This window comes from Rhizobacter sp. Root404 (assembly GCF_001425865.1).
Lineage (GTDB): Bacteria > Pseudomonadota > Gammaproteobacteria > Burkholderiales > Burkholderiaceae_C > LMDS01.
Genome location: NZ_LMDS01000009.1, coordinates 41202 through 56018, shown reverse-complemented (window position 1 = coordinate 56018; position 14817 = coordinate 41202). Strand labels below are relative to the sequence as shown.

Here is a 14817-nt window from a genome sequence, read left to right as displayed (position 1 = left end):
CCGGCGCGGCGCAGCTGATGCAGGCCTGTGCCGCCAACGGCGGGCAGGACCTGGACCACTCGGCGCTGGTGCAGGCGCTGGAGCTGATGGCGGCGCACCCCGTTGCCTGAGCGGTAAGGTTTCACGACCGTGTGGCCGCAAAGGCCACACGCACCGAAACTTTCGGTGCTAGGTCCGAGAGGGTCGCGCAATCGTTTGCGCGAATGCTCGCCGCCTCCGAGACTCGCGCGTCGCCGCTGTCCAAGCGGCCAATCGTCTCGGAGCGCGCGTGGATCTCGTCTGGACCATTCTGATCGGCCTGCTGGCCGGCTTCGTCGCCAAGTTGCTGACGCCGGGGAGCGGCCCCAGCGGCTTCCTGCTGACCAGCGCGCTGGGCATTGGCGGCTCGCTGGTCGCCACCTACCTCGGCCGTTTCATGGGCCTGTACACCGCCGGCCAATCGGCGGGGTTCATCGGCGCGGTCATCGGCGCTGTCGTGCTGCTGCTGGGCTACCACCTCGCGACAAAGAAGTAACTCAAGGAACACCCATGTCATTCGATCTCGGCAGCCTGCTTCAGCAGTACATCGGCGGCCCGGTCGCCGCCGGCCAGCACACCGAAAACCACTTCGATCAGGCGGCGCAGGCGGCGCCGACCGACATCCTCAGCGCCGGGCTGGCGGCGATGTTCCGCTCCGACCAGACACCCGCGTTCGGCCAGATGGCAGGGCAGATGTTCGGCCAGGCCAACCCGAACCAGCAGGCCGGGATGTTGAACTCGCTGATCGCCTCGATGGGGCCCGCCGTGCTGGCGTCGTTGCTGAACAAGGGGGCATCGGGCGCCGGCGCGCTCGGTGGACTGGGCGCCTTGCTCGGCGAACTCACCGGCGGCGGCGCCGCCGTGCCCGCGCTGACGCCTGCCCAGGCCTCGCAGCTTTCGCCGGAGCAGGTCGAGGTCCTCGTCGACCACGCCCAGCAGGCCGATCCCGGCATCATCGACCGGCTCAGCAACTTCTACGCCGAACACCCGACGCTGGTGAAGACCGTGGGCAGCGCCGCGCTGACGATCGCGCTGGCCAAGATGGCCGAACGCGCGCGCGGCTGACGCCGCCGGATCGCCGACGAGCGCGTCTAACCGACGTGCCGGCCGAAGTGAGAGAGCGAACGTTCGCGCGCCGTGGCAGCGGCACCGGCGTTGTAGGAACCGCGCTGGTCGCAGTTGAAGCCATGGTTGGCGGCGTACAGGTGGACCTCCACGTCCGGCTGCGCCTGCTCGAACGCCTTCACGCTCTCGACGCTGATGTGCGCGTCTTGGTCGCCGAAATGCGCCAGCGTCGGCACCGCGGGGCGACGCGACGGCTCGCTGCCGACCGTCATGCCGCCGCCGTAGTACGCGACGGCTGCTGCCAGCCCGCTCACTGACTCCGCTGCACGCCACACCAGCAGTCCGCCCCAACAGTAGCCGACGATGCCAACCTTCCCGGCCGCCGCGACCCGGTCGACCGCGGCCTGGATGTCCTGCAGCACGCCGGGCGCGGGCATCGCCTCGACGGCCGCCTTCAGTCGCATGCCGCGAGCCACGTCGTCCGGCGTGTACCCCAGGTCGATGCCGCGTTCGATGCGGTCGAACGTCGCCGGTGCGATCGCGAGGTAGCCGGCCTTGGCATACCCGTCGGCGACCTGCCGGATGTGCGAGTTGACGCCAAAGATCTCCTGAAGCACGACGATGGCGCCTTTTGGCGTCGCGGAAGGCTCGGCAAGATAGGCCGACGACGTGAAGCCGTCGGCAGCGGTGAGGGTGATCGTCGATGACGGCATGAACGGCGCTCCGGGATGCTGGTTCGAGGGGGGACATGCCCAACCGCGTGGTCCACGCGGGGAGGCCACCCGGGCTTTTAGCGCAATTCGATCGACTCTGACGCCGCCAGGCTAGGGCGCGCTGGCAGCCGAAGCCGGCGAGGACACGACCGACGCGGCCGGCGGCACGGAGGGATCGGACGCCGGCGACGAAGCGGGGACGACGCCGACGGGCGCGCTGGTCACGGTCGGCGCCGTAGGCGCAGGGTTCGGCACGTCGGCGGGGGTCCGCTTGTCGCAACCGGCCAGCGCGACGACGAGCGCCGCCGGGGTGAGGATGAGGGCGAGGCGCATGGCAGGTTCAGCGGCGCGACTGCAGGTACGACTCGACCCGGCTGGCGCGGTCGCCCACAGCGGCCACGGCCTCCTTCAGGCGCTCCTTCGAGACGCCGAACTTCTTCGACCAGTCGGCGAGTTCGTAATCCTCATCGATGTTGATGCGGGCGCGGTCCTGGCCGCCGACCTTGGTCTTGTCATCGGACATGTGCTTGCTCCTGTCGAACGCAAATGCGTCGATCGAGAGCGTGCGCCCTCCGACGGGCGACCGATGCGAGAGAACGGCGCGTGTCGTTGACGGTGCTGTCCGACAGCGCGATCGCGCAGCCATTACGCAGTCAGGTGCGCATTTTATGATCTGTCGTAATCATTTATGTTAAGTCCTGACCATTGCTGCCGAAGACAGCAGCACGGCACCCACCACACAGCGGCGCCGTGAAAGGCCTCCATGTCATCGCTTTTCGCCAGCCGGATGTTCGGGCGCCAGACGTCAAACGGGACCTTGGCGGTGCCGTCATCGATGCAGGGTCGGGGCCACACGGCGAGAAAGTCCCTGATGGCCGTTCGCGATCGAATTTCGAACTGGGTTAAGCCCAACGGCGAGCGAGCACCGGTTCAGGCCCCTGAACGCCTCGCTCCCCCATCTTTTCGGCCCAGCGGATACCGCTCGGCTGGCGTCAGCGCGAAAGGCGACGACAAGTTCCGCATCGTTTTCGAGAACAGCCTCGAGGGCATCGTCGTGATGCGGCCGGACGGTCGGCTCCTGTCGTGCAACGACGCAGCGGCGCGCCTGCTGGGTGGCGCCAGCGGGGAACTGTTGGGCCGCAACCTGACCGACTGGGTCGTGACCGAACCCAGTCAGACTGTGAACGGCGTCACCGTGTTTCCATTGGGGATTCTCGAAACCGTTGTGCATCGCGGCGGCGCTGGAAAAGTTCCTGTCGAAGTCAGCGCGAGCCTGATCGAGGGTGGCGGACACCCTTGCCTGCTGGTCATCCTGCGGGACATCACCGAGCGGAAGGCGGCGCAAGACCGGCTGTCCTTTCTGGCCAACTACGACAGCCTCACGGGCCTGCCCAATCGAGCCCTGTTCCGCGATCGTTTGAGCCTGGCGATGCGCCGTGCGGAGCGCAGCGGCGTTCCCGTGGCGCTGATGTTCCTGGACCTCGACCGCTTCAAGGTCGTGAATGACAGTCTTGGCCACGCAGCCGGAGACCTGCTACTGCAACACGTTTCGACCAAGCTGGCGAACTGCGTGCGAAAAGTCGACTCTGTCGCCCGCAACGTCGATTCAGAGACCGTGACGGTCTCACGTCTGGGGGGCGACGAATTCACGATCATCTTCGAGGCCATCCGCGGCCCGGAAGATGCTGCATTGGTTGCCCAAAGAATTCTGGACTCGCTGCTCGAACCGTGCCTGATCGACGGGCAGGAGATATTCATTTCGTGCAGCATCGGCATCTCCCTGTACCCCCGTGGAGAATGCGATCTCGATGGATTGATCCGTCAGACCGACATGGCCATGTACCGGTCGAAGACCCATGGCGGCGGCATGTACAGCTTCTACAGCCTCGAGATGAGCGCCGCGGTCGAAGCGAGGCTGCAAACCGAGGCGAGCCTGCGCCATGCGCTGCAGCGCAACGAGTTCACGCTGCACTACCAGCCCAAGGCCGACCTGCTGACCGGCCGCGTCACCGGCGTCGAGGCGCTGCTCCGATGGTGTCGGCCCGAAGAAGGCATGGTCCCGCCCGACCGGTTCATCTCCATGCTCGAGGACACCGGTTTGATTCTTCCCGTGGGCGCCTGGGTCATCCGCACGGCCTGCGCCGAACTCGCTCGCTGGGACAGCATCGGCATGCCGCCGCTGGCGATGGCCGTCAACCTGTCCGCGCGCCAGTTTCGCGACAATCACCTGAAACAGCTGATTGCCGACACCCTCCTGGATTCGGGGATCGCTCCGAGCCGACTCGAGCTCGAGCTGACCGAAAGCCAGCTGATCGAGGACAGCGACAAGAGCCGCGCACTGCTCGATGGACTCGCCGAACTGGGCGTCAAGGTGGCGATCGACGATTTCGGCACGGGGCACTCGTCTCTCAGCTATCTCAAGCGATTCTCCATCGACACCTTGAAGATCGATCGATCGTTTGTGCGCGACATCACCAACAGCGAAGAGGACCACGCGATTGCGACAGCGGTAGTGGCGCTTGGACGCAGTCTCGACCTGCGGGTAGTGGCCGAAGGGGTCGAGACGCTGCACCAGGCAGACTGTCTGCGGGCACTGGGCTGCGATCAGATTCAGGGTTACTTGCTCAGCCGTCCGCTGCCGAGCGACCAGCTGGTGGCGTGGTTGATCGGCTACCGCGCGAAGCGAAGCTTCTTGCGTGGGGCCGACTTAGCCTCGCCGTCGGCGCCGATGCCGCTCCTGAGCGTCGCGGACATGGATCTTGACTAGGGTCGCAGCGCGCGAGCGCTATATTTCCAGATCGAGATGCCCGGGAAGGGACGATCCATGACAACGGAAGGTTTCGTCGCGTCGCACGCCAAGGATGCAGAGTTCGAGCGTGGTCTGCGCTCCTTTTATGAGTATCGGGACCTTGGCATCAAGGCGGCGACCGGGGGCCGAGTCGACGCCCATGTGATCCGGGCGGCTGCAGGTCAGGCGTTCTCCAGCCAGCCCCACCTGCACAAGACCTCTTTCCAGATGGTCTACATCCTCAAGGGCTGGATCGAGTTCGAATACGAAGGTCAAGGTACCGTACGCCTTGAAGCGGGTTCGTGCGTCCATCAGCCACCGAGCTTCGTCATCGCGAGCTCGGGCACAGCGAAGACATCGAGATGCTGGAGATCGTTCTGCCGGCCGGGTTCGTGACCGAGGAAGTCGACTCGGTTCAAGGCCAGCCGAACGGCTGATCGAATCCACACCCACGTGGCGCTTGGCCCGCGGCCGTCAAGCGTAGATTGGATACCGGCCGTGGAAGTCAGCCGTCCGAGTCTCGATCCCTCGGCAATGGCCCGATCTGTACCCCGAGCAGGTCGAGTTCTGATGCGTCACCACCCCCTCGATTGCGCGCTGCCCCCTTAGACATGGGGTACGCGTGTACGTCGCCCGTGAGACAGTCCGCTTGCAATTTGCAACAACAGTCTCAGGGAGTAGGAATGCAAAAGCTCAAGGGCGCGGTCGCGCTCGCGTGTACCTGTGTGCTCGTCGCCTGCGGAGGCGGCGGCTCCAACGATACGCAGCCCGAGTCCGTGCCTCACCCAGAGGGTCGGTATGACGGTTACACCACTGTCAACGGTCGCGCGGCGACGGCACTGATCCTAGGTGCTGACAGCTACTGGGTCTTCTACTCGGCCATCGGCAATCCGGCGACGATTGGCGGCGTTGTTCAAGGCGACATCAGCGGCGTCTCCGTTGCGGCCTTCACGAGCGCCAATGTGCGGGACTTCAACTACGAAGGACTAGGGACTGCCTTCGGCACCGCAACGGTCTACTACACCCCGCGCGCTAGTGTTAACGCGACCATCGGATTCACAAGCGGATCGACGGAAGGGTTCGTCGGTGCATACAACACGACGTTCGCACAGACGCCTTCGATTGAGACGATTGCCGGCACGTACACCGGAACCGCGTCAACGGTAGTAACCGGCCAGCAAGCCGGCAGCGGCACCATCAACGCTGACGGCGCGTTCGCTGGTTCTGCGGCGGGCTGCAACACGACAGGCACGATCACGCCCCGCGCGGCAGCCAACGACAGTGGCTCATCAAGCCCCAGGTACGGCGGCAACGCCTACAACGTGTCGATTACGTTCGGGCCGGCGCCCTGCTTTTATGCCGGGCAAACCTTCACTGGTGTTGCGCTGTACGAAGCCGATACGAAGACGCTCATTGCCGGCGCCACAAACGCCGGTCGAACGGACGCGATGACCTTCATGGGGACGAAGCAGTAATCGCCGACCTCATGGGGGAGCTAGAGGCGACGGGCCCCGACGACAGTTCCGCATTGAGTATTGAGCGAACCGATCCCCGAACCAGCGCGCCGCACCCAGTTCCGTACTCCGAAGAAGAAAATGGCCACACAAGTGGCCATTATTCATTGGTGCGCCCGGCTGGGATCGAACCAGCAACCCCTGCCTTCGGAGGGCAGTACTCTATCCATTGAGCTACGGACGCGACGCCCGCGATTCTATCAGCGCCCCTTGCGGACCCCCGGTCGCGGCGGCGGGCGAGCTGGGCGTCGGCCCTATAATTCCGAGGTTTTGCGCGGGGCCTTTCGGGGCTCGGGGCTCGCCGGCCCTCCCCGCCTCCCCGATTTGCGCAGTTTGAGGATCTCATGAGCGACGCCCAGAACCAGCACGATCACGATGGCCCGCACGAAGGCCCCATCAAGACGCCCAAGCAACTGATCCTCGCGGTCCTGTATGCGTTCGTCGTACCGGTCATCGTGATCGTGTTGCTGGTCGAATACGTGACCAGCGACCACCGGCCCGCTGCCGGCACTGAGGCGCTCGCGCCGGCCGCCGTGGCCGAGCGCATCCGCCCGGTCGGCATGGTGCAGGTGAAAGACGCTTCGGACCTGTCGACCCTGAAGACCGGCGAGCAGGTCTTTGCCGCCCAGTGCACGACCTGCCACACCGCCGGCCTCGTCGGCGCGCCGAAGCTCGGCGACGCCGATGCCTGGGGCCCGCGCCTGAAGACCGGCTACGACGCGCTGCTGCACTCGGCGCTGGCCGGCAAGGGCAACATGGGCGCGCAAGGCGGCGGCGACTACACCGATCTCGAGATCGGTCGCGCGGTGGTCTACATGGCCAACAAGGCCGGCGGCAAGTTTGACGAGCCGAAGGCCCCGGCCGCCGGCGCCTCGGCAGCGGCCGCCACCACGGCGGCAGCGCCGGCGCCAATGGCGGCACCGGCCGCCGCGGCCGCGCCCGCTTCGGCGGCGGCTCCGGCGGCAGCGCCGGTTGTCGCGGCCGCCGCACCGGCGAAGGCGGATGCCGCGGGTGCCGTGCCGGCGCTCTACACGCAGCTGTGCCAGACCTGCCACGCCACCGGCGTCGCGGGCGCACCGAAGGTGGGCGACAAGGCCGCCTGGGCCGCGCGCCTGGCCGAAGCGAAGGACATCGACGGCGTCACCGCCATCGCGATCAAGGGCAAGGGCGCGATGCCGCCGAAGGGCGGCTCGACCGCGTCGGACGCCGAGATCAAGGCGGTCGTGACCTACATGGTCAACGCATCGAAGTAATCCCGCCGCGTTCGCGAACAAGCCGGCCCCGGGCCGGCTTTTTTTGCGTCCGCGCACGATGCAGTGGCCTCGTGGTGCCACGGGGTTTTCGCCGCGGCTGCATCCAGTTGCACGGTCCGGCCGTAGGTGATGGGCGTGGCCGATCGCGCCACATCCAACAACCCCAGAGGAGCCCACCCATGAAGACCGTCCTGATGATTGCCGCCGCAGCCGTTCTCGGCGCCTGCGCCACCAGCCCGATGATGATGAAGGTGGACAACGCCGCCCTGCCCGAAGCCGTGCGCGTGCCGGCGGGCCAGAAGCTGATGATGACCACGTCCGCCACCGGCGAGATCACCTACGAATGCCGCGAGAAGAAGGACACGGCCGGGGCGCACGAGTGGGCGTTCGTCGGCCCGGTCGCAACGCTGTATGGCGCCGACAAGAAGATGGTCGGCAAGTACTACGCCGGCCCGACCTGGGAAGCGGCCGACGGCTCGAAGGTCACCGGCAAGCAGGTCGCGGTCGCGCCGGCGAAGCCGGGCAGCATCCCGCTGCAGCTCGTGAAGGCCGACCCGGCGATGGGCGCGGGCGCGATGACAGGCGTCAGCTACATCCAGCGCCTGAACACCAAGGGCGGCGTGGCGCCGGCGATGGCCTGCGATGCGATGGGCAAGGGCAAGCGCCAGGTCGTCGCGTACGAAGCCGACTACGTGTTCTACGGGATGTGATCAGGCCTTCTTCGGCTTCAGCACGAAGCCGAAGCGTTCCGGCAGTTCGTCGAAGCGGATCTCGGTGGGCGACCACCGACCCGCTTCGACCGCGTCTGCGGCCAGCTCCATGTCGAGCGTGTGCACCACGCCGAGGCCGAGGTCGGCGGCGAGGAACAGGCGGCCGTGCTCGTCCAGCCACGCGCTCTGGAACTGCGCGGCTCGGCCGGTGTGGCTGTTGATCGCCGGCGCGTTCGCGTCGCCGCCCAGCCGCCACACCCACGGCGCCGCCTCGAGCTCGACATAGACTCGCTGCGGCCCGTTCTGGAAGAACCAGCAGCCCGCGTCGTCGTGCAGGTAGTTGCGCTCGATGAACTCGCGCAGCTTCTCGTGCTGGATGCGGCTGCCCTTGACCTGCGGGAACGGCCCGGCGTGCTGGATGCGCTCGTCGCGCATGTACCAGTCGCCGCGCGCGTCGAGCGCGAGCCAGTCGTAGCAGTGCGGCACGTTCGGCCACTTCTTCAGGGCCTGCTTGACGATGTCGTCCATCCTTCGATCCTGACGCAAATCCTAGATCGCGGCCTGGATCCAGCCCATGACCCGCTCGGGCAAGGTGAGAACGTGGCCGGGCCAGCGCCCGCCCGGGAAGCCGACGTGCCCGCCATGCCGCGGCTGCCACAGCGTGACCGACGGCCCCACGTCCCGCTGCAGCGGCAGCGACGCGGCCGGCACGAACGGATCGTTGCGCGCGTTCAGCACCAGCGCCGGGATGCGAATGCGGTGCAGGTGCGGCTTGGCGGAGCCGCGGGACCAGTAGTCGTCGGTATCGCGAAAGCCGTGCAGCGGCGCGGTGAACACGTTGTCGAAGTCGTACAGCGTGCGCGCGGCCAGCAGCCGCTCGCGGTCGAACAGGCCGGGGTGCTGCGCCAGCTTGGCCAACGCCTTGGGCTTCATCGTGCGCAGGAACATGCGGGTGTAGACCTGCCGGTTGAAGCCGGTGCCGATCGCCCGCCCGCCGGCTGCCAGGTCGATCGGCGACGAGACCGCGCACACCGCGTCGGCGATCCGCGCCGCGCTCTCGCCCGCTTCCTCGGCCCAGCGCAGCAGCGCATTGCCGCCGAGCGAAACGCCGACCGCGGCGATCCTGCCGCCTCGTCCCGCGCGGATGCGCTGCAGCACCCAGCCGATCTCCTCGAAGTCGCCCGAGTGGTAGGCGCGTGGTGCGCGGTTGAGCTCGCCCGAGCAGCCGCGGAAGTGCGGCACCGCGAAGTCCCAGCCGTTCGCGCGCGCCCAGTGCGCGAAGGCCTGCGCGTAGTGGCTGCCGGACGAGCCTTCGAGGCCGTGGAAGAGCACCAGCAGCGGCCGGTCGGTCGTCGCGTCGCGAGCGCTCGGCGAGACCTGCCAATCCACGTCGATGAAGTCACCATCCGGCGTGTCCCAGCGCTCGCGGCGGAACGTCGGCACCGTCCCGTCGAAGCGCTTGCCGAACAGCGCCGGCCAGATCGTCTGGGCGTTGCCGCCGATCAGCCAGCGCGGCGCGAGATAGCCATCGTCGTCCATCCGCGGCGCGGTCAGTGCAGGACCGACGCCGCCTCGACGATCTCCTGGACCTCGCGCGGCGAACCCGGGCTCGCGTGGTGCGACACCAGACGCCAGCCGCGCGCCCCGTTGACGTAGACGTTGGTCGCGACCACCCAGGCCGACTGCGGCCCCTCGGCCGTCATGACCTGGATGTGCTCGAGCACGCTGTGGACCGCGCAGTCGTGGGTCTGCAGCCGCCGCACCTTCTCGGGCTGCGCGTTGACCGCGCCGTTGGCGAAGATCGATTCGAAGGCGGAGCGGATCGCGGTCGCGCCGACCACCCGCGGCCCGCCCGGGTGCACGCAGCTGATCTCCTCGTCGTCCGACCAGACGGCCATCAGCCGCTCCAGGTCGCCGCGCTGTAGCGCTTCGTAGAACTGCTGCTCGATCTCGTCGGGCGAGGCGATCGGCGGGGCGGGTGGGCGGCGGGCCATCGGCAACCTCAGGTGAACACGACGGTCTTGCGGCCGTTGATCAGCACGCGGTGCTCGACATGCCAGCGCACGGCGCGCGCGAGCACGACGCTCTCCACGTCGCGGCCGACCGCGGTGAAGTCCTCCGGCCCGCGCGAGTGGTCGACCCGCTCGACGTCCTGCTCGATGATCGGCCCCTCGTCGAGCTCGGCCGTCACGTAGTGCGCGGTCGCGCCGATCAGCTTCACGCCGCGCTCGTGCGCCTGGTAGTACGGCTTCGCGCCCTTGAAGCTCGGCAGGAAGCTGTGGTGGATGTTGATCGCGCGGCCGCGCAGGAACTCGCAGAACGCCGGGCTCAGGATCTGCATGTAACGCGCCAGCACGACCAGATCGATCTGCTCGGCGGCGATCAGCTGCTCGACCTGCAGTTCCTGCGCGCGCTTGGCCTCGGCGCTCGCGCCGGTCGCGAGCGGCAGGTGCCGGAACGGCACGCCGTGGCTCGCGCACAGCTCGGCGAAGTCGGGGTGGTTCGAGACGACGGCGGCGATCTCGGCCGGCAACTGGCCCGACTGGCAGCGGAACAGCAGGTCGTTCAGGCAGTGGCCGTGCTTGCTGACCATCAGCAGCAGGCGCGGGCGGCGCGCCTGCGCGTGCACCTTCAGGTCCATCGCGAAGCGTTCGCGCAGCGGCGCGACCAGCGCTTCCAGCGCCGCAGGGTCGGTTGCCAACGCCGGCGGCGCCTCGAAATGCACCCGCATGAAGAACAGGCCGGTGGCGTCGCTGCTGAGCACGTCGCCGAACTGCTGGGAGTCGAGGATGTTGCAGCCGGCTTCGTACAGCAGTCCGGACACGGCGTAAACAATGCCCTTGGTGTCGCGACAGGACAGGGTCAGGATGAATTCGCGGTGTTCAGACATTAGGATAGGCTTCGCTCCGCGTTCGATTGTACGAACGACCCGTGAAACCGCGCCCGGCGCCTCGCCCGCGCCCCTGACCGACCCCGCCGGAACAAGCCACCACCGATGCCGACGCCCCAAAGCGACTGGTCCGAACGCAGCCTCGAGCTTTCGAGGCTGCTTGCGCGCTCGGGTCTCGGCGATCGTGCGGCATTTGCCACGCTCTACGAGCGCAGCAGCCCGCATCTGCTGGGCGTGATCCTGCGTATCCAGCGTGACCGGGCCCAGGCCGAGGACATTCTCCAGGAGGTGTATGTCAACGTCTGGCGCGCGGCGCGAAGCTTCGATGCCGCCCAAAGCCAGCCCTTGACCTGGTTGACGAGCATTGCGCGCAACCGCGCGATCGACAGCCTGCGCCGCACGCAAACCCAGCCGCAATTGCAGACCCATTTCTCCAACCCCGACAACGAGGATTCCGACGTGTACGACACCGTGGCCAGCGACGCGCCCGGCCCGCTCGATCTGCTGAGCCGGGCCTCGGATGCCCGCGCGCTCGCCGCGTGCATGGAGGGCCTGAGCGCGCCGCAGCGCCAGAGCGTCGCGCTGGCGTTCTTCGACGGGCTGAGCCACGCGGAAGTTGCCGAGAACATGGCCCAGCCGCTCGGCACGGTGAAGTCGTGGGTGCGGCGTGCGCTGTTGTCGTTGAAAAGCTGCCTGGACGCCGCGGTGCGCCGCGACGCCGGCACCGCGGGCGGCTGAGCGCCGCCCCCCGAGACCGCCATGGACTACAGCCGCCCCGAACTCGCCGATCGCCTCGCTGCGGAGTACGCCGTGGGGCTGCTGCGCGGGCCGGCGCGGCGCCGCTTCGAGGCGCTGCTGCCGGCGCACCCCGCGCTGCGCGGCGCGGTGCAGGGCTGGCACGACCGCCTGATGCCGCTGACCTCCGCGATCACGCCGCAAACGCCGTCGCCGGCTGTCTGGACGAAGATCGAGGCCCGCGTCCATGGGGGCGCGGCCCCCGCTGCGAACGCCGCCGCGTCGGCCGAGCCGGGCTGGTGGCGTCAACTGGCGTTCTGGCGCGGCGTGTCGGCGTTCGCCGGCGTCGCGGCGCTGACCCTCGGCCTGATGGTCGCGAACCCGGGCCCGGTGCAGCCGCCAGTCGTCGTGGTGCTGTCGGCCACGGCGCCCGCACCGGGGGCGCCGGCCGGCGCGGTGGTGCCGGCGTCGTTCGTCGCCAGCATCAGCGGCGACGGGCGCGCGGTCGTGACCCGACCGCTCACCAACGTCGCGCTGCAACCGGATCGCGCGCTCGAGCTCTGGGCCGCGGCCGGCACCGGCGCACCGCGCTCGCTCGGGCTGATCTCGGCGAACGGCGCCACCGTGGTCCGCAAGGCGGTGCTGCCGCCGGGGACCGACCACCTCGCCGTCAGCCTGGAGCCGCCGGGCGGCTCGCCGACCGGCGCACCGACCGGTCCGGTGCTCTACGTCGGCAAGCTGACGCTCTGAGGCCCGCCCAGCGCGTCGTCGAGCGCCTGCTCGACGCGTCCGGCGCTGACGCCGGTCAGGCAGCGCGTGTGACCGAACCGGCAGACGCGGTCGAAGCACGGTGCGCAATCGAGCTGCAGTTCTTCCTTCAGCCACAGCACCCGCGCGCGCGGGTTCAGGGGTGGCGTGTGCTCGGGGCTGGTCGAGCCGAAGACGGCGGCCTGCGGCACGCCGAACGCGGCCGCCACGTGCATCAACCCTGAATCGTTGCTGACGACACCCCGCGCGGCCGCGATCAGCGCCATCGCGTCGATCAGCGAGGTCTGCCCGGCCAGCACCCGACAGGCGCCGTCGGCCGCCGCCTCGATCTGTGCGCACAGCGCAGCCTCCTTGCCCGAGCCGAGCAGCAGCACGGGTTGCCCGTCGCGCGCGTGCAGCACGCGGGCCAGTTCGGCGTAGTGCTCCGGCGGCCAGCACTTGGCCGGCCCGTACTCGGCGCCGGGCGCGAATGCCCAGTACGCCCCGGGCGCGACGCCCGCGGCCGCGGTCGCGCGCGTCAGCGTCGCGGCGTCGAACCGCAGCGTCGGACGTTCGCCCGCCACGGGGGGCTCGCCGGCCAGCGCGCTGTAGAACGCCACCATCGGCGGCCGGCCCGCCGGGTTCGGCAGGCGCCGGTTCAGCAGCAGATAGCGACCCTCGCCGTGATAGCCGACGCGCCGCGGGATGCCTGCCAGCCAGGGCAGCAGCGCCGATTTCAACGAGTTGGGCAGCACATACGCGGTGTCGAAGCGGCCGCGCAGCGCGGCTGCGACGCGACGGCGCCCGGCCCAGTCGAGCCTGCCGTGCGCGAACGGCAGGTCGATGACCTCGGTGACCTGCGGCATCGCGCGGTACACCGGCGCAACCCACGGCAGCGCCGCGACCGTCAGCTGCTCACCGCGCGCCGCCAGGCTCGCCAGCAGCGGCTCGGTCATCACCGCATCGCCGATCCATTGCGGGGCGATGATCAGCGAGCGGCTCACACCGTCAATGGGCGTGGACTTTTTCGCCGGCCTTCAGGCGATAGACGGTGCCGCAGTACGGGCATTTGCCTTCGCCGGTGGTCGCCACGTCGATGAACACGCGCGGGTGGGTGCTCCACAACGCCATCTTCGGGTTCGGGCAGAACACCACGCCCGGGCCTTCCAGGTCGTTCGCGGTCACTTCGACCGTTGCAACAGGGGTCGTCATGGTCACACCTTGCTCAGCCACTCGGCGTATTTCGGATTGCGCCCGTTCACGATGTCGAAGAACGCGCTCTGGATCTTCTCGGTGATCGGCCCGCGCGAGCCGGCGCCGAGCTCGATGCGGTCGAGCTCGCGGATCGGCGTGACCTCGGCGGCGGTGCCGGTGAAGAAGGCCTCGTCGGCGATGTAGACCTCGTCGCGGGTGATGCGCTTCTCGACCACCTTCAGCCCCAGATCGGCGCAGATCGCGAACACGGTGTTGCGGGTGATGCCGTTGAGTGCGCCGGCCGACAGGTCGGGCGTGTAGATCACGCCGTTCTTGACCACGAACAGGTTCTCGCCGGCACCCTCGCTGACGAAGCCGTTCGCGTCGAGCAGCATCGCCTCGTCGTAGCCGTCGTCAGTGGCCTCCATGTTGGCCAGGATCGAGTTGGTGTAGTTGCTGACCGCCTTGGCCTGCGTCATCGTGATGTTCACGTGGTGGCGGGTGTAGCTCGAGATCTTCACGCGGATGCCGCGCTTCAGGCCTTCCTCGCCCAGGTACGCGCCCCAGGGCCAGGCCGCCACCATCAGATGGACTTGATTGCCCTTCGGCGAGACGCCCAGCTTCTCGGAGCCGATCCAGGTCAGCGGGCGGAGGTAGCAGCTTTCCAGCTTGTTCTCGCGCACGACGGCGAGTTGCGCCTGCATCACCTCGTCGAAGCTGAACGGGATCTTCATGCGCAGGATCTTGGCGCTGTTGAAGAGACGATCGGTGTGCTCGCGCAGCCGGAAGATCGCCGTTCCGTTGACGGTGTTGTAAGCGCGCACTCCCTCGAAGGCTCCGCATCCGTAATGCAGGGTGTGGGTCAGCACATGGATCTTGGCGTCGCGCCAGTCGACCATCGTGCCGTCCATCCAGATCTTTCCATCGCGGTCGGCCATCGACATGGGGAGCTCCAAAGGTGCGGGAGCGGAGATTCTAGGCGAGAGGGTGATCCGCGCGGTCGCGACGCCCGGATTGCGCCATGAGCGACGCCAATCATCAAACTAGGGGGTTCGGCAAGCCAATTTGGGAGCTTTTTCCCCCGCGAGTGGGGGGGGTCCTGTGCATTGCTAACGAAAATCAGGCGCGCACAATCGACTCAGCCGAATCACTCCGGGTCGTTGAGAGAGTTGAAGCCCGGCGAGTTTTCC

20 protein-coding genes, 1 tRNA gene and 1 pseudogene are annotated in these 14817 nt (G+C 68.1%); 10 read left to right on the top strand and 12 right to left on the bottom strand.

Annotated elements, in window-relative coordinates:
- The 3 genes and pseudogenes from ASC76_RS25635 to ASC76_RS23935 all read left to right on the top strand — a co-directional run.
- Positions 1 to 110, top strand: a pseudogene (locus tag ASC76_RS25635) (2-hydroxy-3-oxopropionate reductase); the annotation flags it as partial.
- 158 nt (positions 111 to 268) lie between these two features.
- Positions 269 to 514: a GlsB/YeaQ/YmgE family stress response membrane protein gene (locus tag ASC76_RS23940; protein ID WP_056473069.1), complete on the top strand. Its 246-nt coding sequence runs from the start codon at positions 269 to 271 to the stop codon at positions 512 to 514.
- Between the two features lie 14 nt (positions 515 to 528).
- Positions 529 to 1083 carry a hypothetical protein gene (locus ASC76_RS23935; RefSeq protein WP_056473065.1) on the top strand — a complete coding sequence of 185 codons (555 nt, stop codon included), beginning with the start codon at positions 529 to 531 and terminating at the stop codon, positions 1081 to 1083.
- Between the two features lie 26 nt (positions 1084 to 1109).
- On the opposite strand, the gene ASC76_RS23930 is transcribed toward ASC76_RS23935, so the two are convergent.
- The 3 genes from ASC76_RS23930 to ASC76_RS23920 form a co-directional block, all read right to left on the bottom strand.
- Entirely contained in the window at positions 1110 to 1796 is a 687-nt protein-coding gene (locus tag ASC76_RS23930; RefSeq protein WP_056473062.1) for a dienelactone hydrolase family protein, read from the bottom strand.
- Positions 1797 to 1907: 111 nt separating this feature from the next.
- Positions 1908 to 2129 (bottom strand): hypothetical protein, encoded by a 222-nt coding sequence (locus tag ASC76_RS23925; RefSeq protein ID WP_056473060.1) that lies wholly within the window; start codon positions 2127 to 2129, stop codon positions 1908 to 1910.
- 7 nt (positions 2130 to 2136) lie between these two features.
- Complete coding sequence (locus ASC76_RS23920; RefSeq protein ID WP_056473057.1) at positions 2137 to 2319, bottom strand: DUF3606 domain-containing protein; 183 nt, start codon at positions 2317 to 2319, stop codon at positions 2137 to 2139.
- A 348-nt stretch (positions 2320 to 2667) separates the two neighbouring features.
- Here ASC76_RS23920 and ASC76_RS23915 point away from each other — a divergent pair, with 348 nt between their 5' ends.
- Positions 2668 to 4563: a bifunctional diguanylate cyclase/phosphodiesterase gene (locus ASC76_RS23915; protein ID WP_162247160.1), complete on the top strand. Its 1896-nt coding sequence runs from the start codon at positions 2668 to 2670 to the stop codon at positions 4561 to 4563.
- 18 nt (positions 4564 to 4581) lie between these two features.
- Here the strand turns inward: ASC76_RS23915 and ASC76_RS26330 are convergent, their stop codons facing one another.
- Positions 4582 to 4896, bottom strand: coding sequence for a hypothetical protein (locus ASC76_RS26330; RefSeq protein WP_235580574.1), 315 nt, complete (start codon positions 4894 to 4896; stop codon positions 4582 to 4584).
- Between ASC76_RS26330 and ASC76_RS26325 the strand changes: the two genes are divergently transcribed.
- Positions 4822 to 4980 carry a hypothetical protein gene (locus tag ASC76_RS26325; RefSeq protein WP_235580573.1) on the top strand — a complete coding sequence of 53 codons (159 nt, stop codon included), beginning with the start codon at positions 4822 to 4824 and terminating at the stop codon, positions 4978 to 4980. The two genes, ASC76_RS26330 and ASC76_RS26325, sit on opposite strands and share 75 nt — an antisense overlap.
- Positions 4981 to 5267: 287 nt before the next feature.
- Positions 5268 to 6059 (top strand): hypothetical protein, encoded by a 792-nt coding sequence (locus ASC76_RS23905; protein ID WP_056473052.1) that lies wholly within the window; start codon positions 5268 to 5270, stop codon positions 6057 to 6059.
- 147 nt (positions 6060 to 6206) lie between these two features.
- Here ASC76_RS23905 and ASC76_RS23900 read toward each other — a convergent pair.
- Positions 6207 to 6282, bottom strand: a tRNA-Arg gene (locus ASC76_RS23900).
- A 160-nt stretch (positions 6283 to 6442) separates the two neighbouring features.
- Here ASC76_RS23900 and ASC76_RS23895 point away from each other — a divergent pair.
- Both ASC76_RS23895 and ASC76_RS23890 read left to right on the top strand, forming a co-directional pair.
- On the top strand, positions 6443 to 7351 hold the full coding sequence (locus ASC76_RS23895; RefSeq protein WP_056473048.1) for a cytochrome c5 family protein: 909 nt from the start codon (positions 6443 to 6445) through the stop codon (positions 7349 to 7351).
- Between the two features lie 179 nt (positions 7352 to 7530).
- A complete protein-coding gene (locus ASC76_RS23890) occupies positions 7531 to 8061 on the top strand; it encodes a DUF3455 domain-containing protein (RefSeq protein WP_056473046.1) in 531 nt (176 codons plus the stop codon).
- Here ASC76_RS23890 and ASC76_RS23885 read toward each other — a convergent pair whose 3' ends face one another.
- The 4 genes from ASC76_RS23885 to purU are packed head-to-tail and all read right to left on the bottom strand — an operon-like array spanning position 8062 to position 10951.
- Complete coding sequence (locus ASC76_RS23885) at positions 8062 to 8589, bottom strand: DUF2946 family protein (RefSeq protein WP_056473043.1); 528 nt, start codon at positions 8587 to 8589, stop codon at positions 8062 to 8064. It abuts the gene before it with no gap.
- 21 nt (positions 8590 to 8610) lie between these two features.
- Positions 8611 to 9600: a YheT family hydrolase gene (locus ASC76_RS23880; RefSeq protein WP_056473041.1), complete on the bottom strand. Its 990-nt coding sequence runs from the start codon at positions 9598 to 9600 to the stop codon at positions 8611 to 8613.
- 11 nt (positions 9601 to 9611) lie between these two features.
- Entirely contained in the window at positions 9612 to 10055 is a 444-nt protein-coding gene (locus ASC76_RS23875) for a nuclear transport factor 2 family protein (protein ID WP_056473093.1), read from the bottom strand.
- An 8-nt stretch (positions 10056 to 10063) separates the two neighbouring features.
- Entirely contained in the window at positions 10064 to 10951 is an 888-nt protein-coding gene (gene purU / locus ASC76_RS23870; protein WP_056473038.1) for a formyltetrahydrofolate deformylase, read from the bottom strand.
- A gap of 105 nt (positions 10952 to 11056) precedes the next feature.
- On the opposite strand from purU, the gene ASC76_RS23865 reads away from it, so the two are divergent.
- Entirely contained in the window at positions 11057 to 11689 is a 633-nt protein-coding gene (locus ASC76_RS23865; protein ID WP_056473033.1) for a sigma-70 family RNA polymerase sigma factor, read from the top strand.
- 21 nt (positions 11690 to 11710) lie between these two features.
- Positions 11711 to 12436, top strand: a complete 726-nt coding sequence (locus ASC76_RS23860; protein ID WP_056473030.1) for an anti-sigma factor domain-containing protein — start codon at positions 11711 to 11713, stop codon at positions 12434 to 12436.
- On the opposite strand, the gene waaF is transcribed toward ASC76_RS23860, so the two are convergent.
- From waaF to ASC76_RS23845, 3 genes are read right to left on the bottom strand one after another with little or no spacing between them, the layout of a single operon-like run.
- A complete protein-coding gene (gene waaF / locus ASC76_RS23855) occupies positions 12412 to 13437 on the bottom strand; it encodes a lipopolysaccharide heptosyltransferase II (protein WP_056473028.1) in 1026 nt (341 codons plus the stop codon). The two genes, ASC76_RS23860 and waaF, sit on opposite strands and share 25 nt — an antisense overlap.
- Positions 13438 to 13441: 4 nt before the next feature.
- Entirely contained in the window at positions 13442 to 13645 is a 204-nt protein-coding gene (locus ASC76_RS23850) for a zinc-finger domain-containing protein (protein ID WP_056473026.1), read from the bottom strand.
- 2 nt (positions 13646 to 13647) lie between these two features.
- On the bottom strand, positions 13648 to 14571 hold the full coding sequence (locus tag ASC76_RS23845; RefSeq protein ID WP_056473023.1) for a branched-chain amino acid transaminase: 924 nt from the start codon (positions 14569 to 14571) through the stop codon (positions 13648 to 13650).
- Positions 14572 to 14817 lie beyond the last annotated feature (246 nt).